The following is a 23484-nucleotide window of genomic DNA, read 5'->3' as shown; positions in this document are numbered from 1 at the left end:
TCGCCTGGTGGGGCGGTCAGGCGATGGCGGCCTTGCACGCCTCGACGAACTGGGCGGCGGCCGCGGCGGGGGTGGCCCGGCCGTACTGGGCGTTCTCGGCGGCCTTGATCAGCTCGGACTTGACCTTGCTGTGGCCCTTGATCGGCACCTGCGGGGACTTGCCGAACTTCTGGGTCAGCTCCGCCTCGACGGCGATGGACTGCTTCATGGCCGGGTCGGTGGTGTCGTCGCTGACCACCCGCCGCAGGTCCAGGTTGGACGGCAGGCCGCGGTCGGTGCCGAGCAGCTTGACCGCCTCCTGGTCGTTGTTCAGGAAGTTGATCACGTCGACGGCGACGTCCCTGTGCTTGCTGCCCTTGAACACCGACCAGTACATGGAGGCCCGGGCCCACTGCGCGCTCGGGTCACCCGGGTAGGCGACCACGCCCAGCTCGTCCTTGGTGTTCTTCTTCAGATCCGGCATCTGGTTGGCCCAGACCCAGGAGGTGGCCGACTTGCCGGTGACCACCAGCTGCTTGGTGACGTCGCTGGAGTTGCCCTCGTGGATCACGTCGGCGGTCGGGGTGGCCCTGCGGTCCCGGGCGCCCTTCCACAGGTCGAACCACTTGGTCACGTCCTCGGCGGTGAAGCCCAGCTCCTTGCCCTGGTACAGGTCCTTGCCCTGCTGGCGCAGCCACACCCAGAACGCCTTGTAGTCGGCGCTCGGGTCCTGGGTGCCGGGCACCTTGGTCTTGGCGGTGACCTGCTCGGCCCAGGCGATGTGCTGCTCCCAGGACATCCCGGTGGTGGGCTCGGGCAGGCCGTTCCTGGTCAGCAGCGTCTTGTTGTAGACCAGACCCTGGGTGTTCTCCCCGGCGGCCAGCCCGGCGAGCTTGCCGTCGACCACGCCGTACTGCCAGAGGCTCTCGGGGAACTTGGAGGTGTCCAGCTTGCCGGACTTCTGGTAGGAGGTCAGGTCGAGCGTGGTGCTGCGGGCGGCGTACTCGGCCAGGTAGTTGTCGTCGATCTGGAACAGGTCCGGCGGGTTGCCGCCGGCGGTGAGCGTCGCCAGCTTGTCGAAGTAACCCTGGTTGGCCTGCCAGGTCGTCTCGAAGGTCACGTTCGGGTGCTTCTTGGTGTAGAGGGCGAGGGCGTCCTCGGTCAGCTTGGCCCGCGCGTCGCCACCCCACCAGAAGATGGAGAGCTTGACCGGGGCGTTCGGGTCGGCGGCGGAGCTGTCGTCTCCGCACGCGGCGGCGCCGAACATCAGCGGCGCGGCGACAGTGGCGGCGAGCAGGCCGCGCAGCAGCCGCCGCCTGGGCAGCGCGGTACGGTGATGACGCCCGGCGGGCGTGTCAGTGGTGGGGGGCGTTGCGGGGTGCATGAGCGCTCACTCCTCGGCATTAGGAGGCGACGGCGTCACCGGTGGCCGCGGTCGGGGTGCCCGGGCCCGCAGGGCAATGCGGGTCCGGGCCTTTCGATGCGGCCGCGGGACGTGCCGGTCGGGCCTGCGGGCCCGGGCCGGTCGAGTCGCGGATGACCAGGTCGGTCTGGAGCATTACCTGTGCGGTGGTACGACGGACGCCGAGTGCCGTGCCGGCGCCGAGCCCCCGCGCACCGCGCGGTGACTCGATGTCCTGTTGCAGCAGCATGTCGACGGCCGTTCGGCCGGCGGCCGCGGTGGGTGTGGCCACCGTCGTCAGTTTGGGTCGGGTGAGCCGGCTCAGGGCGATGTCGTCGACCCCGACGACGCTCACCTCCTGCGGCACCCGGACCCCGAGCGCGTCGAGCCCCTCGATGAGGCCGATCGCCATCAGGTCGTTGTAGGCGAGCACGGCCGACACTCCGCTGCGCCGTACCTGCTCGGCGACGGCGGAGCCGCCGGTCTCGGTGGGGGCGTTCGGGCCGAGCATGGTCAGCTCGGCGCCGCCGGCGCGGGCGGCCGCGCCGGCGGCGCGACGCATCTCCCGGTTGGTCCACGAGCTGCGCGGCCCGCCGAGCAACGCGATGCGGTGGTGGCCGAGGCCGATCAGGTGCTCGATCGCCGCGCGGGCGCCCTGCCCGACGTCCATCAGGACGCAGGGCAGGCCGGTCACCTGGCGGTTCACCACCACCAGCGGCACCTCGCGGCTGAGCTGTTCGATGAGGCTGTTGCTCATCCGCGGGCTGCACAGCAGCACCCCGTCCACCTGCTTGGCAAGCGCGTGGACCAGTTCCTCCTCGGCGGTCGGGTCCTCGTTGGTGTCGGCCACGAAGACGTGGTAGTCGCGGTGCCGCGCCTGGCTCTCCGCGGCCTTGATCAGCGGCGGGAAGAACGGGTTCGCGATGTCGGCGATGATCAGCCCGATGTTGTGCGTACGGCCGGTGATCAGGGCGCGGGCGGCCCGGTTCGGCCGGTAGCCCAGGTCCTCCGCGCAGGCCAGCACGCGGACCCGGGTCTCCGGGTTGACCAGGTGCGGGGCGGAGAAGGTGCGGGACACGGTGGAGATGTGCACACCGGACGCCCGGGCGACGTCCCGGATGGTGACTGGCACGGCGGCCCTTTCGTCCGATGTGGCGGCGGTCACGTGGGTGTCGCCAATTAATGCAAACGGTTGCTCCAGTGTCAACGGTGGATGATTACGGTTCTGTTGCGCCGACGCTCCCGGTGGTGATCTACGAGCCCACAAAGAGGGACATTTACCGCCGCTTGCGCGTCCGCCGTTGACGTCATCGGATCGACCGTGGTTACTTCACTGCAAACCTTTGCAGGATCACCGGGGAGGCCACCGAATGTCATCGAGAGCCGGCGGACGGATCCGGTACGCCGTCGTGGGCACCGGCGCGCGGGCCGAGATGTTCGTCCGCGCCCTGGTACTCGACCACCCCGACACCACCGAGCTGGTCGCCTTCGCCGACGTCAACCAGGCCCGGATGGACGCGCACAACCGCTGGCTGGCCGAGCTCGGCCACCGTCCGGTGCCGACGTACCAGGCCCGCGACTTCGCGGCCATGCTGGACTCCGAACGCGTCGACGTCGTCCTGGTCACCAGCGTGGACGTCACCCACGACGAGTACGTGGTGGCCGCGCTGCGGGCCGGCCGGGACGTCGTCACCGAGAAGCCGATGACCGTGGACGCCCCGCGCTGCCGGCGCATCCTCGACGCGGTGGCCGAGACCGGCGGCCGGGTGACCGTCGCCTTCAACTACCGCTACAACCCACTGCACGAACAGGTCCGGCGGCTGCTCGCCGACGGCGCGGTCGGCGAGATCGGCTCGGTGCACTTCGAGTGGCTGCTCGACGTACGCCACGGCGCCGACTACTTCCGCCGCTGGCACCGCGACAAGGCCACCTCCGGCGGGCTCATGGTGCACAAGGCCAGCCACCACTTCGACCTGGTCAACTGGTGGCTGGCCGCCACCCCCGTCGAGGTGTACGCGGCCGGTCGGCTGTTCTTCTACGGCGACGGTGGCCGCCGGCACGGCTACGCCCGCGACTACGAACGGGCGCACGGCTCCCCCACCGCCGCGGACGATCCCTTCGCGTTGCGGCTCGACGCGCACCCCCGGCTGCGCGAGCTGTACCTCGATGCCGAGGCCGAGGACGGCTACCAGCGCGACCGCAACGTCTTCGCCCCCGGGGTCAGCATCGAGGACGACATGGCGGTGCTCGCCCGCTACTCCACCGGCGCCACGATGACCTACCACCTCACCGCGTACGCGCCCTGGGAGGGCTACCGGGTGATGGTCAACGGCAGTCGCGGCCGGCTGGAGCTGGAGGTGACCGAGAACGACTTCGTCGACCGGGGCACCGCGGGCGCGGTCAAGGGCGCCGCCCTGCACGGCGCCGAGGCGCCCGCCGAGGGCGGTGGCGCGACGCTCACGCTGCGTCCGTTCTGGGAACCACCCCGGCAGATCCCCGTCGAGGGCCGTACCCGGCACGGGCACGGCGGCGCGGACGCCCGGATGACGGGCGTGCTCCTGGGCGGCCGACCCGACCCGCTGGACCGCGCCGCGACCGCCGACGACGGCGCGTTGGCCCTGCTCACCGGCCTGGCCGCGAACCGGTCCTTCGAGACCGGCCAACCGGTCCGGGTCGCCGACCTGCTCACCCTCTCCTGACCCCCGACGAGGAGCCCCGCCCCGTGCCGACGTCCGACCACACCGACCTGCTCCTGCCGTCCGATCCCGGCCAACGCGCGCTGGCCCGGGAGCTGTACGCCCTCGCGGCGGAGCAACCGATCATCTCGCCGCACGGGCACGTCGACCCGGCCCTGCTCGCCGAGGACCAGCCCTTCCCCGATCCGGCGCGGCTGCTCATCGTGCCCGACCACTACCTGACCCGGATGCTGCTCAGCCAGGGCGTACCCCCGGCCGACCTGGGTGTGCCCACCCGCGACGGCAGCCCCACCGAGAGCGACGGCCGGGTGATCTGGCGGCGGTTCGCCGCGCACTGGCACCTGTTCCGGGGCACCCCGTCGCGGCTCTGGCTGGAGCGGACGTTCCGCACCGTGTTCGGCGTGGACACGCCGCTGAGCCCGGCCACCGCCGACACCCTCTACGACGAGATCGCGGCCCGCCTCGCCGAACCCGACTTCCGGCCCCGGGCGCTGTTCGAGCGGTTCCACATCGAGGTCCTCGCCACCACCGAGTCGCCGCTGGACGACCTCGGGCAGCACGCCAAGCTGGCCGCCGACGGCTGGGGCGGGCCGGGCGGCCGCGTCGTCACCACGTTCCGCCCGGACGACGTGGTGGACATGGAGTTCGAGGGCTGGACGACGAACGTGCGGCGCCTCGGCGAGCTGGCCGGCGAGGACACCGGCACGTACACCGGCTACCTGGCCGCGCTGCGCGCGCGCCGCGCCGCGTTCATCGCCGCCGGGGCGACCTCGTCGGACCACGGGCATCCCACCGCCCGCACCCTGGACCTGACCCCGGCCGAGGCCACGCGCCTGTACGACCGGGGCCTGCGCGGCGAGGCCGACGCGGCCGACGCGGAGGCGTTCCGGGCGCACATGCTGATGGAGTTCGCCCGCATGTCGCTCGACGACGGCCTCGTCATGCAGGTGCACCCCGGCGCCGTGCGCAACCACAACCGCTCGCTGCACGCCCGGCACGGCCGCGACGTCGGCGGCGACGTCCCGCAGGCCACCGAGTACGTGCACGCGCTCGCGCCCCTGCTGGACCGGTACGGCAACGACCCCCGGCTGCGGCTGGTGCTCTACACCCTCGACGAGGACACGTTCAGCCGCGAGCTGGCGCCCCTCGCCGGCGGGTACGCCGCTCTGCTGCTCGGCGCGCCCTGGTGGTTCCTGGACTCCCCCGAGGTGCTGCGCCGGTTCCGGGAGACGGTCACCGAGACCGCCGGCTTCTACAACACCACCGGGTTCGTCGACGACACCCGGGCGTTCTGTTCCATCCCGGTCCGCCACGACGTGGCCCGCCGGGTCGACGCCGGCTTCCTGGCCCGGCTCGTCGCCGAGCACCGGCTGCCGATGGACGAGGCCGCCGAGACGATCGTCGACCTGGCGTACCGGCTGCCCAAGCGGGTCTTCAACTTCGAAGGGGTCAACCAGTGAGTGTCACCATCACCTCCGTCGAGGTGCACGACGTGCGGTTCCCGACCGCCGCCCGGGGCGACGGCTCCGACGCCATCAACCGGGGTGACTACTCGGCGACGTACGTCGAGCTGGGCACCGACGCCGGGCCGAGCGGCGCCGGGTTCACCTTCACCAACGGCCGGGGCAACGAGATCACCTGCGCGGCGGTGCGGGCGCTGGCCCACCACGTACGGGGACGCACGATCGAGGAGATCGTGGCCGAGCCGGTGGCGTTCTGGCGCTCGCTCAGCGCCGACGTGCAGTTGCGCTGGCTGGGGCCGGAGAAGGGCGTCATCCACATGGCGACCGGCGCTCTGGTCAACGCGGTGTGGGACCTGCGGGCCACCCTGGCCGGCAAGCCGATGTGGCGTTTCCTCGCCGAGATGCCCACCGACGACCTCGTCGCCAGCGTCGACTTCCACCACATCACCGACGCGCTCACCCCCGACGAGGCGGCGGCGATCCTCGACAAGGGACGCGACGGGCTGACCGACCGGCTGGCCACCCTGGAGCGCGACGGCTTCCCCTCGTACACCACCTCGGTCGGCTGGCTCGGCTACCCGGACGACAAGGTGCGGGCGCTGACCCGGCGGGCGTACGACGACGGCTGGCGGGCGATGAAGATGAAGGTCGGCGGGCCGCTCGCCGACGACCTGCGCCGGGCGCGGATCATCAGGTCCGAGATCGGTCCGGACGCGCTGCTGATGATGGACGCCAACCAGGTCTGGGACGTCGACGAGGCGATCACCGCGATGACGGCCCTCGCGGAGGTCGACCCGTACTGGATCGAGGAGCCGACGCACGCCGACGACATCCTCGGTCACGCCCGGATCGCCCGCGCGGTGACCGACCTGACCGGCGGCCGGTGCCGGGTGGCCACCGGCGAGGTCGCCGCCAACCGGGTGATCTTCAAGCAGTTGCTCCAGGCCGAGGCGATCGGCGTCATGCAGGTCGACGCGTGCCGGGTCGGCGGCGTCAACGAGGTCCTGGCCGAGCTGCTGCTGGCGGCGAAGTTCGGGGTGCCGGTGTGCCCGCACGCCGGCGGGGTCGGGCTCTGCGAGTACGTCCAGCACCTGGCGATCTTCGACTACCTGCGGGTGGGCGCCAGCCTGGACGGACGGATGATCGAGTACGTCGACCACCTGCACGAACACTTCGTCGACCCGGTGCGTACCCGCGGTGGCCGGTACCTGCTGCCCGAGCGGCCCGGCTACAGCGCCACAATGAGGCCGGCATCGGTCGCCGAGTTCCGCTTCCCGGACGGTCCGGCATGGCGGTGACCGTCGGCGCCTCCCGGCTCGGCCTGGGTGTGCTGCGCCAGCTGCCCGTCGAGGCCCGCCCCCTGATCCGGCCGGGCACCGTGCCGACCGGCGTCGTCCACCTGGGACTGGGCGCGTTCCACCGCGCGCACCAGGCCGTCTACACCGAGGCGGCGGTCGGCGCGGCCGGCGGCGACTGGGGCATCGTGGCGGTCGCCCCGCGCAGCACCGCGTTGGTGGAGGCCCTCGCCGCGCAGGACAACCTGTTCAGCGTCAGCACCCTCTCGGCGGCCGGCAGCACCACCCGGGTGGTGGGCGCGCTGAGCGGCGTACGTCACGCGGCCAGCGACCCGGACGCGGTGGTGGCGTTGCTGGCCGACCCGGCGGTGCGGGTGGTGACCCTGACCGTGACCGAGAAGGCGTACCAGCTCGACCCGGTGACCGGCCAGCTGTCCCCGGACCCGGCGCTCGCCGCGGACCTGGCCGGCGGCCGGCCGCCGACCACCGTGCCGGGGTTGCTGCTGCGCGGGCTGGCCGCCCGGGCCGCCGCGGACGCCGGACCGGTGGCGCTCGTGAGCTGCGACAACCTGCCCGCCAACGGCCGACGGCTGCGGGGCCTGGTGGACCAGGCGGTCGGCCGCGCCGCCGGGGTGCCCGCCGGCCTGGTCGACTGGGTCGCCGGCAACGTCACCTGCCCGGGGACCATGGTGGACCGGATCGTGCCGGCCAGCACCACCGACACGATCGACGCCGCCCGCCGGGCTCTGGGCGTCACCGACCTGGCGGCGGTCGCGGCGGAGCCGTACGCCCAGTGGGTCATCGAGGACGACTTCCCGGGCGGACGGCCGGGCTGGGAGCACGCGGGGGCGGTGCTGACCGACGACGCCGGCCCGTGGGAGCGGTTGAAGCTGCGCGGCCTCAACGGCGTGCACTCGGCCGTGGCGTACCTGGGGGCGTTGGCCGGCCGGGAGACGATCGCCGACACCCTGGAGATCCCACACCTGACCGACGTGCTGCGCCGCCTGATCGCCGAGGACGTCGCGCCCAGTTTCACGCCGCCCGACGGGGTGCGGGTGGTCGACTACGGCGAGCAGGCCCTCGCCCGGTTCGCCAACCCGGCGATCCGGCACCGCACCCTTCAGGTGGCGATGGACGGCTCGCAGAAGTTACCGCAGCGGGTCCTGCACACCATCGCCGACCTGCGGGCCAGCGGCCGGTCCGCGCGCTGGGGCGCGCTGGTCGTGGCGGCCTGGCTGCGCTTCGCGCTGGGGTACGCCGACGACGGCCGGCCGCTTCCGTTGCAGGACCCTCTCGCCGGGCCGATCCGGGCCGCCCTGGACGCCGGCGCGCAGAGCCCCGCCGGCGCGGTGGACGCGGTCTTCGCGCTGCGCGAGGTCATCCCGGCCGAGGTGGCCGACGACGACGAGGTACGCGCCGAGGTGACCGCCTGGTTGACCGCCCTCGCCCGCCACGGCGTCGAGGCCACCCTGGCCGGTGCCCGGTGAACGGGCAGCTCCCACCGGTCGGTGCCCGGTGAACGGGGAGCCGACGCGGGTGGCGGTGATCGGGGCGAACGGGCACGGCCGGTGGCACCGGCGGGTGATCGCGCCGTTGCACGCCGACGGCCGGTTGCGCCTGGTCGCGCTCGTCGACGTCGAGCCGGTGCGGGACGACCCGGAGGCGCCGCTGCCGCCCGGTGTGCGGGTGTTCACCGACCATCGGGCGATGCTGGCCGCCACCCGGCCGCAGGTGGTGGTCGTCTGCACCCCGCCGCACACGCACCTGCCGATCGCCCGCGACGCTCTCACCGCCGGCGCGGACCTGCTGCTGGAGAAGCCTCCGGTGCTGTCCCTGGCCGAGCACGACGAGCTGACCTGGGCGCTGACCACCGCCGGGCGGGTGGCCCAGGTCGGTTTCCAGGCGCTCGGTTCGGCGGCGCTCACCGCGTTGACCGACGCGCTTGCCGCCGGCCGGCTCGGCACGGTCAGCGGCATCGCCACCGTCGCCGCCTGGCAACGCCCGGACGCCTACTACGCCCGATCGGCGTGGGCCGGCCGCCGGACGGTGAACGGACGGCCGGTGCTGGACGGCGCTCTGGCCAACCCGCTGGCGCACGCGGTGATGCAGTGCCTCGCCGTCGCCGAGTCGCTCGGCGGGGCGCCGCCCTGGCCGGTGGCCGTCGAGGTGGAGCGCTACCGGGTCCGGCCGATCGAGGTGGAGGACACCGCCGTGCTGCGCGTCCGGTTCCGCGCCGGCCCTCCGGTGCTGGCCGCCGTCACCCTCGCCGCCGAGGAGTTCGTGGCCGGCGAGGTGGTGGTGACCGGCAGCGGGGGGCGGGCGGTGCTGGAGTACCCGACCGACCGGCTGCGGATGCCCGGGGACGTGGTCACCCGCCGGGTCCCCGGCCGTCGGGGCCTGCTGGAGAACCTGCTCGCGCACCGGGCCGACCCGCTCGGGGTGCCGCTGATCGCGCCGCTGGCCCGTACCGCCCCGTTCACCGCGCTGCTCGACGCGCTGTGGGCCGCGCCGGAGCCGCGACTGCTCGACGGTGACCTGGTCGTCGACGTGGGCGACGGCGGCGAGCGGGTGCGCCACCTGCGCGGCGTCGTGGACGTGCTGCGGCGGTCCGCCGAGCAGGGGGCGCTGCCCAGCGAGCTGGGCGTGCCGTGGGCGGTGCCCGCGTACCGGGCCGAACTGACCGACAGCCGCCCGAACCACCACCACTGACCTGGGAGAGATCGATGCGCAGAATCCTCGCGGGCGCCACGGTGACCGCACTGCTCCTCGTCGCCGCACCGGCGGGCGCCGCCACCCGACCCGACCGGCTCGGCTGGTCGGCCCAGCAGATCGGACGGCAGACCCTGCCCGACCGGGACGGCTGGGCGGCCGACGGTCCCGGCACCACCGGCGGGTCGGCGGCCACACCCGAACGCACCCGTGTGGTCAGCAGCCGGGCCGAACTGGTGGCCGCACTGGGCGGCGACAACGCGGGCAACGCCACCGACGCCACCCCGAAACTGATCTACGTGAACGGCGCCGTCGACGGTTTCGAAGGACCCGACGGCAGCCCGCTGGACTGCGCCGACCTGGCCGACCCCGGGTACCGGCTGGACGCCTACCTGGCCGCGTACGACCCCGCGGTGTGGGGTCGGGTACCGCCGGCCGGCCCGCTGGAGGAGGCCCGGGTCCGGTCGGTGGCGAACCAGACCCGCCAGACGCAGATCAACGTCGGGCCCAACACGACGATCGTCGGGCTGCGCGGCGCACGGCTGACCGGGCTCACCCTCATGGTCGACCGGGCGTCGAACGTCATCATCCGCAACCTCACCTTCGTCGACGCGCGGGACTGCTTCCCCGCATGGTCACCGACCGACGGCGAGGCCGGCAACTGGAACAGCCAGTACGACCAGATCTCGGTACGCCGCAGCGAGAACGTCTGGGTGGACCACAACACCTTCACCGACGGCGACAACCCGGACAGCGCCCAGCCGGTCCGCTTCGGCCGGCCGTACCAGGTGCACGACGGGTCGCTCGACATCACGCACACCGCCAGCGGGGTCACCGCCTCGTGGAACCGGTTCACCGGCCGGGACAAGCTGATGCTGATCGGCTCGTCGAACACGGTCGGCCCGGACGTGGGACGGCTGAGGGTCACCCTGCACCACAACCTCTTCGACGGCGTCCTGCAACGACTGCCCCGGGTGCGTTTCGGCCAGGTCGACGTCTACAACAACCACTACCGGCTCGGCGGTGACGACTTCCAGTACGCGCTGGGCGTCGGTGTGCAGTCGGCGATCTACGCGCAGAACAACTTCTTCACCCTGGACGCGACGGTCGACCCGGCCGACCTGCTCTACGACTGGGGTGGCACCGCGCTCACCGAGCGGGGCACCTGGGTACGCCAGGGCGGCGGCGCGGCCCGGCCGGTGGACCTGCTGGCGGCGTACAACGAGGCGCACGACCCGGACCTGGGCGCGGACGCGGGCTGGACGCCCACCCTGCGCCACGGCCCGGTCCTGCCCGCCCCGCTGGTCCCTCTCGTGGTCGGTCCTCTCGCCGGCGCCGACCGGCTGCCGATGTGAACAGCCGAACCGCCCGTGCCGGGGTCATCGAAGTGATGATGATCGGCTATAAGTGACGCATGGACTTCCCGCCGCACCTGGGCAGCATGCCGATGCACGCGATCACGGAGATCCACGGTGAGCCGGGTCTACTGGAACGTTTCCGGTTGGAGATCCAGCAGTTCGACGCCGACGCCCGCACGAGGCTCACCGCCGCCCTGGATCTCGCGGCCGACCTGCACCGCGACGATCGGCGGGTCCGCGAGCCGTACCTCAACCACCTGCTGCGGGTGGCCATCCGGTTGATGCACCACTACCAGGTGCGCGACGTGGACGTGATCGTCGCGGGGCTGCTGCACGACTCGGTCGAGGACCACCCGGCCGAGCTGGCCGACGGCGACGCGGGCACCGACCAGGGCGGCACCGATCAGGGCGGCACCGACCGGACCGGGGCCGCGCTGGCCGCGCTCGCCGCGCGGTTCGGGCCGCGGGTGGCCGCCCTGGTCGCCGCCGTCACCAACCCGGTGTACGACCCACGGCGCGACCGCAACGAGCAGTACCGGGAGCACCTGGCGGCCAGTCTGGAGGGGGAGCCGTGGGCGCGGGTGATCAAGGTGTCGGACTTCACCGACAACGGCGTGGGCGTGATCCACACGGTGGGGCCGAAGGTCGTCTCCTCGGCCCGTAAGTACCGGCCGCTGGTGCCGCTCTTCCGGGACCTGATCGGCCGGCCGGACACTCCGCTGTCGCCGGCGGTGAAGGGGCACATCTTCAGCCAGCTCGACCTGGCCGAGGAGCGGTTCAGCGCCATCCTCGACCAGCCGGCCCTGCCCACCTGACCAGGTCAGGGCCATCACCCGACAGGGTTCTGCGACAAGTTCTCGGATCTTCGGGGAGTTTCACGGCTTACGGTTGGTTTGCGCCAGATGCGTACCAAGGCACCTCTTGGGCGAAATGACTGGTGCAATCCGATCGAGAGGACTTGGCCATGCGCGACCTTTCACGACGCGATCTGCTCAAGGCGACTGCGGTTGGCGCCGGAGCGGTCGCACTGCCGGGCATGATGGTCGGCGGCAGCTCGGCGCTCGCCATGGACGGCCCCGGCCCGTCCGACGCGACGTACCCGCCGGCGAAGCTGACCGGCCGGATCGTCCGCCCGCAGAGCCCGAACTACGCCGAAGCGAGCCTCGGCTGGGACGAGCTGTTCGTGCGCTACCCGCTGGTGATCGTCTTCGCCCAGGAGACCCAGGACGTGGTCAACGCCCTCACCTGGGCGCGGCAGCACGACGTCGCGTTGCGGGTGCGCAGTGGCCGGCACAGCCTCGAAGGCTGGTCGAACGTCGACAACGGCATCGTGATCGACGTCAGCGAGCTGAAGGACGTCCACATCGACACCGCGACCCGTACGGCGAAGGTCGGCGCGGGGCTCAACCAGTTGGAGGCGGTGACGACGCTCGGTGAGTACGACCTCGCGGCGACGACAGGTACGGAGGGAACGGTCGGACTGTCCGGCGCGACCCTCGGCGGCGGCTTCGGGTTCCTCACCCGCTACCTCGGCATGGCCTGCGACAACCTGATCGGCGCGGAGATCGTCGTGGCGTCGGGCGTGAACGGCGCGAAGGTGCTCAACGTGGACCCGTGGAACCACGCGGATCTGCTGTGGGCGCTGCGCGGCGCCGGTAACGGCAACTTCGGGATCGTCACCTCACTCACCTACAAGGTGGCCCCCCTGAAGAGCGTCGCGTACCTCCAGGCGACCTATCCCGGCCTCGGCGACCTGCACCGGGTCTTCGACGCCTGGCAGCGCACCACACCGTTCGCCGACCCGCGCCTCGGCAGCCAACTCGAGGCCCACCCCGACGAGATCCTGGTGTTCGGGGTCCTCGCGGAGGGATCGGAGGCCGAGATCCGCAGGATGATGGAGCCGATCCTCTCGATCGGCAACCCCGAGGTGACGGTGCAGGTCGGCGGCTGGGGCGAGACGTACGCCGACTTCCAGATCCCGAACGAGGACGAGCCCGCGAAGTGGAAGTTCTTCTCGCAGTTCACCAGGGAGCCCTTCCCGGCCGAGGCGATCAGCATCGTCCGCAAATTCCTGGAGAACTCCCCGTCGCCGGACAGCAACTTCTTCACCCAGGCCTTCGGCACGGGAGCCCAACGGCAGGAACCCTTCGGCGGGGCGGCGTTCCCACACCGTGACGCGCTCTTCTACTCCGAGCCGGGCGCCGGCTGGGGCACCCGCGGCGAGCCCGACAGCGGCGACGCCGTCACCCCGATCGCCCAGACCTGGATCGCCGAGTTCAGCCAGGCGCTGCGGCCCTTTGTGGACGGCGCCTACGTCAACGTGCCGAACATCGGCATGGCCGAGTGGGAGACCGCCTACTGGGGGCGCAACGTCGACCGGCTGCGCAGGATCAAGGCGAAGTACGACCCGCACAACGTCTTCCAGTACGAGCAGAGCATCCCGCCCGCGACGCACTGACCAGCCGGACCAGGCCGACCAGCCTGATCGGGCCGGACCAGCCGGACCGGGCCGGGCCGGACCAGCGACGCGGGAGGCACGCCACCGGCCCGGCCGGATCTCCCCCACCCCCTTTGCTCTGCACCCGTGGACGCACCACTTACAGACCGTGAGCGTCGCGCCCGTGGGTGCAGAGCAAAGGGGTGGAGGTCCGGGGGTGCGTCAGGCCGGCCGGGGCGGAGTGTGGGCTGGCGGGACACCGGGATGGGCCCTACGGCCGGTCGGCCACGGAAAGGGGGACGGTCACGCAGGGTGAAGACCGGCGCGAACGAGACGTTCCAGCCACGGGGTCGGTGCGACGCCCAGCTCGCGGCCCAGGTCGGCGCGGAACAGCTCGAACCGCCGTACCGCCTCGTTGATGTTGCGCTCCGCCAGGTGCACCGCGATCAACGTGCGGGTGGCGCTCTCCCGCAGCGGCTCCAACTGCACGGCGGTCAACGCCACCTGGACGGCCTCGCTGAACCGGCGCTGCGCGGTGAGCCGCTCGGCGAGCGCCTCCAACGCGTACAGCTGCGTCTGGCGCAACCGTTCCCGCTCGGTCAGCACCCAGTCGTCGTACCAGCCGGGCAGCAGTTCACCGGTCGCCAGCGCCGGCACGCCGGGGCCGACGTCGACGGGTGACCCGCCGGCCAGCAGGGCGGTGGCCGCCGCGCCAAGGGTGGCCACGTCGCTGGTCACCCCGGCGGCCAGGGCCAGCCGGTCGTCCTCGTCCACCAGGGGCTCGGGAGTCACCCGGTGCAGCCGCCAGAGCATCGTGCGCAGGTTGGCCCGGGCCCGGTCCTCGTGCGAGCCGGGCCAGAGCGTCCCGGCAGCCTCCGAGCGGGCACACCGCTGACGTACACCGAGGTAGGCCAGCAGTCGACGGGCGCCCTGCGGCACCGCCACCACCCGCCCGTCGCGTTCCAACCCGAACCCGCCGAGCAGCCGCAACGCGTACCGGGGAGGCTGCCCCGCCTCGATCTCGGGTGCCTCGGTGCGAAGGTCGTTCGTAACCTCGTGAGCAGCCATCCATGCGCCTTTCGCACCCGGTCCCCGTGGCAGTTCCACGCTCGGGTGTGGACGGTCGGCGCACCAGCGCAGTGTCGTCACACCGACCCGGCGAACGGTGTGGATCAGCCGTTCGCCGGAACCGCCACCGACCGTTCAGCGCAGCTTGCTCAGCGTCCGGGCGTAACCCGTCCACTCGGCGGCGTCGCCGACGTCGGCGCGTACCCCTGCCTCCTTCATGACGGCGAGCACCTGCTCGGCCGGCGCCTCGGCGAGCTTGCCGAGGGTGCTGATCCCGGCGCGGGCCAGCGCCGCCCGCGCCTTGGTCGGCACCCCGGCGAGCATCGCGATGTCGGCGTCGGCGACGTTCTCCAGCTCGGACTCGATGCCGAGCGCGGCGGAGACCGCCGACTGGGCGCCGACCGTGGTCCGCACGATCACCGCCTCCCGCTCGCTCACCTCGGCGAACATCGCGTCGAGGCTCGGGTAGGCGGTCTCCGCCGGCAACACCTTGAGCACGTCGCGGACCGTCCGCCCGTCGGCCACCTCGTCCTCGCCGAAGAGGCGGACGAACTCGCCGAGCTTCACCTCGCGCGGGAAGCGCTGCCGGACGTCACCGTGCTCGGCGGCGTAGCGCTCCAGGTAGGCGGCACCCCGGACCTTCGGGCCGGCGACCACGTCCACACCGAGGGTCTCCACGGCGGGCAGCACGATGGTGCCGGCCTTGGTCTGCCAGATGCTGACCTTCTTGTCCATGAACATCGTGGTGCCCATGTACTTGCCGAAGTCCAGCGTGCCGATGTAGTTGGGGATCTGCTCGATCGCGTACGGGCCCGGGATCACCTTGTTCTCGTGCACCGTCGAGTGCAGTCGGTTGATCTCGGCGCGGATCTCGTCGAGCAGCCGGCGCAGGCTCACCCGCATCGCGGCCATGCAGGCGAACGCCTTGGCCACGTCGGTGCCGAGGTGGTCCAGGTCGTGCTCGATGCGGTGGAACCGTTCGTTGAAGCCCTGCTCCCCCGGGGTCTGCCCGGCCTGCACCACGTCCTCGCCGTCGACCCAGTCGGCGTGCGCGAACGTGCGGGCGAACGGCGGCGGCGCGCAGCCCGGCTCCACGGCCGGGAACGGCTCGGCGTAGCTGAACACCCGCTTCGCGGTGCCCACGTTCTCGTAGATCCAGGAGGAGACCAGCACGCTGGCGTCCGAGGCCGGGATGCCGTGCTTGGTGAACGCCTCGTACAGCTCGGTGACGGTCACCCCGTCATAGTTGATCTCGCTCGCCATTGTGGTGTCCCTCTCAGAGCTGGTCGTACACGCCGCGGTTCCGGCGCTGCTGGAAGGTGCGGAAGGTGCGGGCCACCGCCGGGCGCAGCGGCTCGGCGGTCCCGTCGTCGTCGAGGTCGACGTGGTCGCGCCGGACGCCGAACGTGTTGATCTCCACGCCGAGCGGGCAGACACGCGTCAACGCGTTCATCAGCCGCTCGTACTGCGCCAGGTTCAGGGCCACCCCGTCGGGCAGCTCCACCCGGAACTCGTACGGGTCGGTCCGGCCGGTGCGCACGTAGGAGAGCGCCACCACAGCGACCAGCCCGGCGTGGGTGGGGCGCAGGGCGGTCCGCGCGCCGACCGCCTTGATCTCCGCCGTGCCGCCGCCGAGTCCCACGGTGTACCAACGGAACCCGGTGGCCCGGCGCTCGGCCAGGTTCAGCCCGGCCTGCGGCAGGCCGATCACGCTGCACACCACCAGCACCCGGTTGCCGGTGTCGACAAGTGGCAGCGCGGCGGCGAGGTGCCGCTCGCGCAGCAGCCCGACCAGGCGGGCCAGTCGGTCCCCGGCCGCCGGCTGCCCGGCGATCAGTGCGGACGCCAGCGCCGCCGGCAGTTCGATGGTCTCCACCAGCTCGTCGGGGAGCCGGTTCAGCGCGGCCACCACGGGTGCGGGGTCGTGTACCGCGGGAAGGCCCGCGGCGGCCAGGACCTGGTCGACCGGCTGCCCGGCCGGCCGGGTCGGTACGGCCGCCCACCGGGCGCGGGCCGCCGCGTCGGTCAGCGGCGTCCAGGCCGGCTCCCCGCCGCCGGTCCAGTCCGACGCGGCGGCGGCCAGACCGGCGAGCAGCAACGCGTTGCCGCCGGGGTCACCGGGTGCGTGGAACTGCGCCTCGACCGGGGCGTCGGCCCCGACCGGGGAGGTCAGCGGCGCGTTCACCGCCAGCCCTCGGGTCGGCAGGTGCGACAGGTACATCCTCGTGGTGCTGATCCGGTGGGTGGTGGGCAGCCCGCACGCCCCCCACAGCCAGGCCAGCTCGCCGTCGGCACCGACACCCGGCACACCACGCGCGCGCACGGCGGCGATCAGTGCCTCGGCGGTCCGGTCGGCGGTGACCGCCCGCCCGGTGTCCAGCACCCGGTTGCGCAGGTCGGTGGCCTGCGCGGGGGTCGGCCAGCTCACGTCGACGCCGAGGCCCAGCTCGTAGCGGCTGCCACCGGTGTCGTCCTGTGCGCGGGTCACCTGCCAGACGATCGACGAGCCGAGCGCCCGGCACACCCGCCCGGCACGGTCCAGGGCGGCGGCCAGCGGCGGCGCGACGCCGTGCGAGCTGTCGAAGGCGTACGACTGGCGCAGGCTGGCCCGCAGCGCGGTGACCTCGGCCAGCCGGCTGGCCGGCAACGCCCGGCCGGCGTGTGTGGTGTTGTTCGGTGGGGTGTTCGCCGGCAGGACGAGGCGGTCGCGGCGCAGTTGGGCGAGGAAGTTGGTGCGGTGCTGCGGATCGCCGACGGCGACCAGCCGGATCGCCACCGCGAACCGGTCGTCGTCCTCGCGCAGGGTGAACCGGGCGCCGCCGGGCAGGTCGGCGAAGAGCCCGGCGTTCGGGTCGGTGTCCGCGCCCGGCCCGTTGAGCAGGCGGCGCACCGCGCCCGGGGTGGGCAGCAGGAACCGCCGGTAGAGCCCGAGGCGGTGGGCGTACGCCGCGTCCGGCTCCCGGGCCGGCGGGGCGAGCCGGCGGGCGTACACCTCGCCACTGGCCGGCTCGTGCACCAGCTCGTCGACGAAGCGGGCCACCCCGACGTCCGCGCCGATCCGGTCCAGCGCGTCACGCCGGGCGTGCGCGAGGGTCCGGTACGCGTGCGTCTCCCGGGCCGCGCGACGCAGCCGGTGCTTCTCGTACGACACCAGGTAGAGCAGCCGGCCCAGGTTGCCCTCCAGCACGGCCAGCTCGACCAGGGCGGTCAGCCCCGTCCCGGTGACCGCCGTGGCGGCACCGCCGTCGACGGCCCGCTCGGCGGCCACGGTGAGGGTGAACGGGGCGACCAGCGGCTCATCGGCGGTGTCCGGCACGTACGCGGGCACCGACGCTCCGGCGGCCGACCAGGGCGCGAAGGTCACCGGCGGGAGGACCCGCTCGCCGGCACCGCCCGGGTCCAGGGTGACGGTCAGCCGGACGGTCTCCTCGACCAGGTCCCGGCGCAGCACGACGGTGAGCAGCGGGTGTCGACTGGTCCAGTCCACCGCGGCGGCGCCGGTGCCGGCGATCGGCACCACCACACGCCGGACCGTGCCCGGGTACGGGCCCTCCAACTGGTCGACGAGGTTGCGGTCGACGGACGGGTCGGCCCCGTCGACGGGTACCCGGATGTCGGTCACCGTGCCCCCACTCAGACGATCCGGAACGGCCGGGGGTCGTCCCGGTCGACGTAGACGGGCACCTGATTGGCGGCGAGCACCGCGTTGTCGCCGACCGGCAGTCGCTGTACGCCGTCGCCGGTGGGCGTGCTACCGGTCACCACGACCGCCGAGTCGGCCGGGAAGCGCACCAGCCGCAGTGCCCGGACGTCCGCGACGCCCGGCTCGTTCATCAGCGTCCAGATCACCTCGGCGGCGCGGACCGGCTCGCCGAAGGGCAACTCGTCGACGTAGCGGCGCAACCGGGCGTGCAGGCGGGCGCGCAGCTCGGTGGCGGCGGTCGACGCGTTCACCGTCTCCTTCGAGCCGGTCGGCAGCGGCAGGCCCCGGATCACCAGGTCCGCCTCGACGCCGATGCCCACCTCGTCGGCCCGGTCCACCGAGGCGAAGATGCCCACCGGGCGCAGGTCCTCGATGACCGACTCGACGGCCGCGTGCAGCCCGTCCGGGCCGTCCCAGATGGCGGCGGCGGTGGGCGCCACGAGCACCGTGACGTAGTAGGGGTTCCCCAGGTCGCGTTCGGTGCTGAAGACCCGTTCGATGAAGCTGAAGTTGCCGAAGATGGACTGGTTGAGGTCCAGCCCGCCCCGGCCGTCGAAGACCTGCACCTGGCGTACGCCCGGGACGGTCGCCACGGCCAGACCGATCGCCTCGGCCGTCCAGATCGAGCGGGGCGCGGCCAGCAGGAGTTGCCGGTAGCGGGCGTCGGAGACCTGCTGCTCGCCCCCGGTCAGCGCGACGGTGTGGGTGATCTCCACCAGTTCCTTGCCGGCGGCCTGCTCGGCGTCGTCCAGGTCGGCCAGCAGGGTGTCGGCCCGGTTCCACCTGTCGATCTTCTGGCTGGGCTGGGTGGGGTCGAGGTTGTGCGCGGGGCCCGGGTAGAACGCGGCGACGGCCGGTTCCCGTTCCCCGACGGCGGCGGAGAGCACCACCGTCTCGTCAAGCGCGACGTGGTGCCCGCCGGGCGTGGACAGCCGCGCGCCCCGGGGCAGGGTGAGCTGGGTACGGCCGGTCGGCAGCGCGGCCTTGAGTTTCAGCTTCACCGTCCCCTTCGCCTGCAGGTACGGGCGCGGTGTGCCCAGTTCCTCGCCGAGGCGGGTGAGCGCGTCGGCGGTCGCCGAGACGACGTACGAGTTGTCGTAGACCGCGCCGAGGGCAGCCCACAGTCGGGCGTCCTCCAGGGCGGCCAGTTCGAGCACCTTGCGCAGGACGGCACCACTGGTCAGGTCGACGTCCTCGCCGAAGAGCAGTCGGGCGGTGGCGAGTTTCTCGGCGAGCAACCGGGCGAAGGACTTCGGCACGAAGCCGGTCTCGACGATGCCGAAGCCTGTCGAGCCGGTGGCCCGCAGCGCGGCGGCGTCGACGGCCAGGACGTCGGCCAGCTCGGCCGGGACTGTCGGATCAGACACTGGGCAGCTCCCCGAGGTGCACCGAGAGGCGGTCGTCGGTGATGGTTTCGAACTGGACCTGCACCTGGAGGGTGCGTGCGGAGCGCAGCGCGGCGGCCGACGCGTCGTCCGCCCGGCCCGCGCCGAGCCGGCCGTCGTCGAGGTTCACGTCGACGATCCTGCGGACGCGGGGGTCGCGGTCGAGCAGCGTGATGATGCCGATGCGTACCTGCTCGCGGATCAGGTTCGGCTCGATCTGCTCGGCGAGGGCGTTGAGCCCGTCGAAGCCGAAGGTGGCGTCGAAGACGTTCGAGCCGCGCAGGGTGGTCAGCGCCACCGCGAGGCTCTGCGCGACGTTGTCGGTGCCGGCGACGAGGGCCAGCACCCGCCCGTTCGGGCCGTCGTCGAAGACGACGTCGCGGGCCACGTCCACGCCCGGCATGGTGGGTTCGAAGGCGAGGCCCCAGCCGAGGTAGCGGCGCTGGGCGGCCTGCCGTTCCCGCTCGGTGCGGTCCATCTCAAACCGCCTTCAGCTTGCTCTGCCCGGCGTTCGCCGCCAGGCCTGAGGTGCTGCCGTTGGTGGCGCCCGTGAGGGTGCTCAGCGCGACTCCGGCCCCGCTGACCACGAGCTTCTGGGCGGCGCCGGTCGCCGACATCACCTTCTTGCACTGCATGGTGGAGTTGCTGTCGGTGATCGTGCACCCGGACACCGACTTGCCGGTGATGCCGTCGAGGCGGGTCACCTCGTCGCCGGCCACGATCAGCTTCGACTGCCCGGCCGGGGAGACCTTTCCCTGGCTGGGGCAGTGCACGTTGCTCGACGTGGTGAGCACGAAAGCCATGTCGCCCTCCTCAGTGGACGTTCATCGCGTTGCTGACCTGGACGTCGACGTCGTCGGCGGCGATGGTGACGGTGCCGCCGCTGATGTTCACCGCGCCGTTGCCCGCGTCCAGGTCGATCCGGGTGGCGGTGATGGTGATCGAGCCGTCCTGCTTCATCACGATCGACGACCCGCCGGCGGCGTGCTCGATGGTGATGCTGTCGGCGTCGTCGGCGCGGGCCGGTCGCTGGCCGCGCCCCTGGAGTTGGGCCCGGCCCACCCGCACGGTCAGCTCCCCCAGCTCGATGACCCGGTTGCCGTCGCCGTCGGTGAGGTCGTGCGCGACCTTGCCGTCGTGGTCGGCGGGCACCACCGTGTCGCCGACCGATGAGCGGCTGTTGGCGGCCACCCCGACCGGCAGGGACAGCCACCAGTCCCCCGGCTGGGACACCGGGGCGTGCCCGGTGGGCCAGAGCGCGCCCACCTCCACCGGGTCGTCGGGGGCGCCGTTGCGGTAGGCCAGCGCCACCCGGGTGCCCGGATACCGGGGCAGGATGAGGCCGCACCCACCCCACGCGAACGGGGTCAGGTAGGTCACCCCGGGTAGCGGCGCGGGCTGCTCCCGGCGGACCGGGAGGCGGCGGGCGCCGTTGGGCCGACCGTCCGGGCGGGCCAGTCCCTCCCACACCGTCTCGGTCTGCGCCGGCGGCTCGACCGCGCCGCTGGCGTTGGTGGCGGCGGCGCGTACCTCGCCGATCTCCAGGCCGCGCGTCTCGCCCCGGGCGGCGCGGGCGGCCCGGCGCACCGCCTCGGCGGCGGCCACCCCGGGCGAGGACGCCGGGCCGGCCGGTTCGGCGGCGCCCACACCGGACGCGTCAGTCCAGCTGTCCCAGGCCTGCGCGGGCGACGCGACCTCGACGCCCTGCACCACGGTGACGAACCCGGCGGTACGCGAGAGGGTGTGCCGGGCCGCGCTGAGGTAGAGCAGTGTCGCCCCCGCGCCCAGCTCCCCGGCCGACGGGGCGAACGGCGCCGCGAACGAGCCGAGCAGCGCCGCGCCGACGCTGCCCAGCGTGGTGGCCTCGTCGACCGCGGGCGGGTCGAAGCGCACCAGGTCGCCGGGTTTGAGGTCGGGGCGGCCCTTGAGGGTCAACGTCCACGCCCGACGGCGCGGCGGCGCGGTGCCACCGGCCTCGGTGGCCGCGTAGGGGTCGCTGGTCTGGCTGCCGTTCTCGGTGCACTCCAGCAGGCCCGTGGCGAGGGTGAGTGGCTTGGGCTCACCCTGCGGGTACGGGATGGGCCGCTTGCCGACGTGCACGGTGCCGTCGCGGATCAGCAGCATCCCCCGCCCGTACGCGTTGAGTGACTGCTGCAACGCGCCACCGAGACGGTCCAGGGCGGCGCGGTAGAGCAGCCCGGCGCCGAACGCGACCCGCTCGTCGCCGGCCGCCTCGGTGGCGCCGGAGGTCATCGTGCCGTCCGGGTTGGCGCCCCAGCCGGTCACGTCGACCCGGGTCCGCTCGGCGATGGCCCGGATCGCGGCGGTGAAGGTGGCCGCCTCGAACCGTTCCGCGACCCGCTGCCCGAGCCGGGCGTACGCCTGCTCGACGAGGGTCAGCTCGGTGTCGTACGTCCGCTCGCCGGTGAGCCGGCGCACCCTGGTCACCCGCAGCACGGCGACGAGCGCCTGGGTCAGCTCGGCCGGGGTGGGGCCGGCGTTGACGCCGACCAGGTTGGTGAAGAACGCGCCGACGGAGGTGTTCGCGTCACGCCAGTACAGGTGCAGCTTCGCCACCAGCGGCGGCTGCCCCTCGGCGGTGCGCAGCGCCGCGAAGTGCTCGTCGATCAGCCCCTGCACGGTGATCGTGTACGCCCCGGGGCCGAGCCCGTCGGGCAGCGCCGCGTCGATGGCCGCGTAGTAGTCGGCGCTGGACAGGGTGAGCGCCGCGTCGGGGCTGAGCCCGGTCGGGGTCTCCCGGTGGAACGTCACGGTCCAGCCGGCGTCGTTGCCGACGGCGCCCTGGCGTACCTGGCCGCTCTGGAACGGCGTGAGCGTCATCGCAGCACCCTTCGCATCTTCTTGTCGAGCAGGTAGCGGTAGCGCAGCTTGCCGGGGCCCAGCTCGGATTCGACGCGTTGCGCGGGTGGGCGGCGACGCCAGACGAACTCGTTGATCGGCGGCGGTCCGAAGTGGTCTGCGGCGTGGTCGGCCCGCCGCCAGGCGAGCGTCAGCGACGAGCCGTAGTCGCCGGAGCCGCGGACCGTTCCGGCGTGCAGCAGCCAGGCCAGCACCAGCAGTTCCACGGCGACCGGGGCCGCACCGGTGGTGTCGACGGTCGTGCCGGCGTCGGGGCAGACCCGGCGCAGCCCGGCGGCGAGCGGCACCGAGCCGAGGATCCGGGTGCCCTGGCGCACGACCAGGCGCAGCGGTACCCGTCCGACGAGCGCCGGGGGCGGGGGTGTGGCCGGCGGCGCGGGTCGGGGCGCCAGGTCGTCGGCGGACGTGCTGACCACCGCCAGGGGGTCGGTGTTCAGCCACTGCCGGGCCAGCCCGGTGGGCAGGATCAGCACCGCGTGTACGCCGGCGCCCAGCTCGACGCGGTGTGGCAGGCCGGCGGTGAGGCTCTGCCGTACCTCGGTGAACCCGTCGGGCGCCTCGACGGGCGTCTCCGGCAGCAGGTAGCGGTCGATCGGGAACTGTGGCATCAGTTGCCCAACCCGTCGGCGAGCGCGCCGACTCCGATGCTTGCCACGTCGAGCAGCTTGCCGAGCAGGCTGGGACGGGGCACGTGGACGAGGGTGATGGTGGTGTCCAGGACGTCCCGGCGGGCGGCCGAGGCGTTGAAGGTCAGCGACTGCACCTGCATGTCGGTGCGGATGGTCATCGACGTGACGAGGATCAGCCCGCCGAATCTCCCCCCGGAGTACGCCGCCAGGGCGGTGCCGCGTTTGCTCGCCTCGGCCATCGTCTCCAGGGCGAACTTCCAGGCGTAGCGTTCCGCGCCGACCAGGACCCCGGTCAGGGTGATGGTGTCGTCGTGGGTGGCCACGATCGCCTTGTGCGCGGTCGAGCCGATGGGCGGCAGGTGGTACGTCTGGGCGAGGGAGATCGCGGTGACCGCCCAGAGCGGGATCGGCAGCACACCGTCGCTGATGATCGCCGACGGCACCGTGCCGTACCGCATGAAGCTGCTGGTGATGGCCATG

General features: G+C 73.0%; 19 protein-coding genes. 8 read left to right on the top strand and 11 right to left on the bottom strand.

The window, feature by feature from the left end; translation table 11 throughout:
• Nucleotides 1-16: 16 nt before the first annotated feature.
• Both ABZS77_RS21000 and ABZS77_RS20995 read right to left on the bottom strand, forming a co-directional pair.
• The gene (locus ABZS77_RS21000) at nt 17-1363 is read right to left on the bottom strand and encodes an extracellular solute-binding protein (RefSeq protein WP_354825198.1); all 1347 of its coding nucleotides are present in this window, start codon (nt 1361-1363) and stop codon (nt 17-19) included.
• Between the two features lie 19 nt (nt 1364-1382).
• Nucleotides 1383-2513 (bottom strand): LacI family DNA-binding transcriptional regulator, encoded by a 1131-nt coding sequence (locus tag ABZS77_RS20995; RefSeq protein WP_354825195.1) that lies wholly within the window; start codon nt 2511-2513, stop codon nt 1383-1385.
• Nucleotides 2514-2751: 238 nt separating this feature from the next.
• On the opposite strand from ABZS77_RS20995, the gene ABZS77_RS20990 reads away from it, so the two are divergent.
• The 8 genes from ABZS77_RS20990 (at nt 2752) to ABZS77_RS20955 (ending at nt 13360) form a co-directional block, all read left to right on the top strand.
• Complete coding sequence (locus ABZS77_RS20990) at nt 2752-4080, top strand: Gfo/Idh/MocA family oxidoreductase (protein WP_354825192.1); 1329 nt, start codon at nt 2752-2754, stop codon at nt 4078-4080.
• Between the two features lie 23 nt (nt 4081-4103).
• Nucleotides 4104-5537, top strand: a complete 1434-nt coding sequence (gene uxaC / locus ABZS77_RS20985) for a glucuronate isomerase (protein ID WP_354825189.1) — start codon at nt 4104-4106, stop codon at nt 5535-5537.
• A complete protein-coding gene (locus ABZS77_RS20980) occupies nt 5534-6838 on the top strand; it encodes an enolase C-terminal domain-like protein (protein WP_354825186.1) in 1305 nt (434 codons plus the stop codon). Before uxaC ends, ABZS77_RS20980 begins: the two co-directional genes overlap by 4 nt.
• Nucleotides 6829-8322 carry a mannitol dehydrogenase family protein gene (locus tag ABZS77_RS20975; RefSeq protein ID WP_354825183.1) on the top strand — a complete coding sequence of 498 codons (1494 nt, stop codon included), beginning with the start codon at nt 6829-6831 and terminating at the stop codon, nt 8320-8322. The genes ABZS77_RS20980 and ABZS77_RS20975 overlap by 10 nt, the downstream gene beginning before the upstream one ends.
• 28 nt (nt 8323-8350) lie before the next feature.
• Nucleotides 8351-9544, top strand: coding sequence for a Gfo/Idh/MocA family oxidoreductase (locus tag ABZS77_RS20970; protein ID WP_354825180.1), 1194 nt, complete (start codon nt 8351-8353; stop codon nt 9542-9544).
• 14 nt (nt 9545-9558) lie between these two features.
• Complete coding sequence (locus ABZS77_RS20965; protein ID WP_354825177.1) at nt 9559-10899, top strand: polysaccharide lyase family 1 protein; 1341 nt, start codon at nt 9559-9561, stop codon at nt 10897-10899.
• 59 nt (nt 10900-10958) lie between these two features.
• Nucleotides 10959-11717 (top strand): HD domain-containing protein, encoded by a 759-nt coding sequence (locus ABZS77_RS20960; protein WP_354825174.1) that lies wholly within the window; start codon nt 10959-10961, stop codon nt 11715-11717.
• Between the two features lie 149 nt (nt 11718-11866).
• Complete coding sequence (locus tag ABZS77_RS20955) at nt 11867-13360, top strand: FAD-binding oxidoreductase (protein WP_354825171.1); 1494 nt, start codon at nt 11867-11869, stop codon at nt 13358-13360.
• Nucleotides 13361-13642: 282 nt separating this feature from the next.
• Here the strand turns inward: ABZS77_RS20955 and ABZS77_RS20950 are convergent, their stop codons facing one another.
• The 9 genes from ABZS77_RS20950 to ABZS77_RS20910 all read right to left on the bottom strand — a co-directional run bounded on the left by ABZS77_RS20950 (nt 13643) and on the right by ABZS77_RS20910 (nt 23483).
• The gene (locus tag ABZS77_RS20950) at nt 13643-14407 is read right to left on the bottom strand and encodes a BTAD domain-containing putative transcriptional regulator (protein ID WP_354825168.1); all 765 of its coding nucleotides are present in this window, start codon (nt 14405-14407) and stop codon (nt 13643-13645) included.
• A gap of 135 nt (nt 14408-14542) precedes the next feature.
• Nucleotides 14543-15670, bottom strand: coding sequence for a hypothetical protein (locus ABZS77_RS20945; protein WP_354825165.1), 1128 nt, complete (start codon nt 15668-15670; stop codon nt 14543-14545).
• A gap of 13 nt (nt 15671-15683) precedes the next feature.
• Entirely contained in the window at nt 15684-18029 is a 2346-nt protein-coding gene (locus tag ABZS77_RS20940) for a hypothetical protein (protein WP_354825162.1), read from the bottom strand.
• Between the two features lie 11 nt (nt 18030-18040).
• Nucleotides 18041-19477: a baseplate J/gp47 family protein gene (locus ABZS77_RS20935; protein ID WP_354825160.1), complete on the bottom strand. Its 1437-nt coding sequence runs from the start codon at nt 19475-19477 to the stop codon at nt 18041-18043.
• Nucleotides 19470-19973 (bottom strand): hypothetical protein, encoded by a 504-nt coding sequence (locus ABZS77_RS20930; RefSeq protein WP_354825157.1) that lies wholly within the window; start codon nt 19971-19973, stop codon nt 19470-19472. The genes ABZS77_RS20935 and ABZS77_RS20930 overlap by 8 nt, the downstream gene beginning before the upstream one ends.
• A gap of 1 nt (nt 19974) precedes the next feature.
• Nucleotides 19975-20298, bottom strand: coding sequence for a hypothetical protein (locus ABZS77_RS20925; RefSeq protein WP_354825154.1), 324 nt, complete (start codon nt 20296-20298; stop codon nt 19975-19977).
• Between the two features lie 10 nt (nt 20299-20308).
• The gene (locus tag ABZS77_RS20920) at nt 20309-22336 is read right to left on the bottom strand and encodes a hypothetical protein (protein ID WP_354825151.1); all 2028 of its coding nucleotides are present in this window, start codon (nt 22334-22336) and stop codon (nt 20309-20311) included.
• On the bottom strand, nt 22333-22983 hold the full coding sequence (locus tag ABZS77_RS20915; protein ID WP_354825148.1) for a hypothetical protein: 651 nt from the start codon (nt 22981-22983) through the stop codon (nt 22333-22335). Before ABZS77_RS20915 ends, ABZS77_RS20920 begins: the two co-directional genes overlap by 4 nt.
• Entirely contained in the window at nt 22983-23483 is a 501-nt protein-coding gene (locus tag ABZS77_RS20910; protein ID WP_354825145.1) for a hypothetical protein, read from the bottom strand. Before ABZS77_RS20910 ends, ABZS77_RS20915 begins: the two co-directional genes overlap by 1 nt.
• Between the last annotated feature and the right edge of the window lies 1 nt (nt 23484).

The sequence above is a fragment of the Micromonospora sp. NPDC005298 genome (assembly GCF_040607375.1).
In the GTDB taxonomy this organism is placed as follows: domain Bacteria; phylum Actinomycetota; class Actinomycetes; order Mycobacteriales; family Micromonosporaceae; genus Micromonospora.
This window is presented reverse-complemented; position numbering and strand designations above follow the sequence as displayed.

What these genes read in the sequence shown, in the direction of transcription:
- ABZS77_RS20960 (WP_354825174.1), top strand. Translation starts at nt 10,959, where the DNA reads ATGGACTTCCCGCCGCACCTGGGCAGCATGCCGATGCACGCGATCACG.
- ABZS77_RS20915 (WP_354825148.1), bottom strand. Translation starts at nt 22,983, where the DNA reads ATGCCACAGTTCCCGATCGACCGCTACCTGCTGCCGGAGACGCCCGTC.
- ABZS77_RS21000 (WP_354825198.1), bottom strand. Translation starts at nt 1,363, where the DNA reads ATGCACCCCGCAACGCCCCCCACCACTGACACGCCCGCCGGGCGTCAT.
- ABZS77_RS20910 (WP_354825145.1), bottom strand. Translation starts at nt 23,483, where the DNA reads ATGGCCATCACCAGCAGCTTCATGCGGTACGGCACGGTGCCGTCGGCG.
- ABZS77_RS20925 (WP_354825154.1), bottom strand. Translation starts at nt 20,298, where the DNA reads ATGGCTTTCGTGCTCACCACGTCGAGCAACGTGCACTGCCCCAGCCAG.
- ABZS77_RS20975 (WP_354825183.1), top strand. Translation starts at nt 6,829, where the DNA reads ATGGCGGTGACCGTCGGCGCCTCCCGGCTCGGCCTGGGTGTGCTGCGC.
- ABZS77_RS20950 (WP_354825168.1), bottom strand. Translation starts at nt 14,407, where the DNA reads ATGGCTGCTCACGAGGTTACGAACGACCTTCGCACCGAGGCACCCGAG.
- ABZS77_RS20990 (WP_354825192.1), top strand. Translation starts at nt 2,752, where the DNA reads ATGTCATCGAGAGCCGGCGGACGGATCCGGTACGCCGTCGTGGGCACC.
- ABZS77_RS20945 (WP_354825165.1), bottom strand. Translation starts at nt 15,670, where the DNA reads ATGGCGAGCGAGATCAACTATGACGGGGTGACCGTCACCGAGCTGTAC.
- ABZS77_RS20955 (WP_354825171.1), top strand. Translation starts at nt 11,867, where the DNA reads ATGCGCGACCTTTCACGACGCGATCTGCTCAAGGCGACTGCGGTTGGC.
- ABZS77_RS20930 (WP_354825157.1), bottom strand. Translation starts at nt 19,973, where the DNA reads ATGGACCGCACCGAGCGGGAACGGCAGGCCGCCCAGCGCCGCTACCTC.
- ABZS77_RS20920 (WP_354825151.1), bottom strand. Translation starts at nt 22,336, where the DNA reads ATGACGCTCACGCCGTTCCAGAGCGGCCAGGTACGCCAGGGCGCCGTC.
- ABZS77_RS20965 (WP_354825177.1), top strand. Translation starts at nt 9,559, where the DNA reads ATGCGCAGAATCCTCGCGGGCGCCACGGTGACCGCACTGCTCCTCGTC.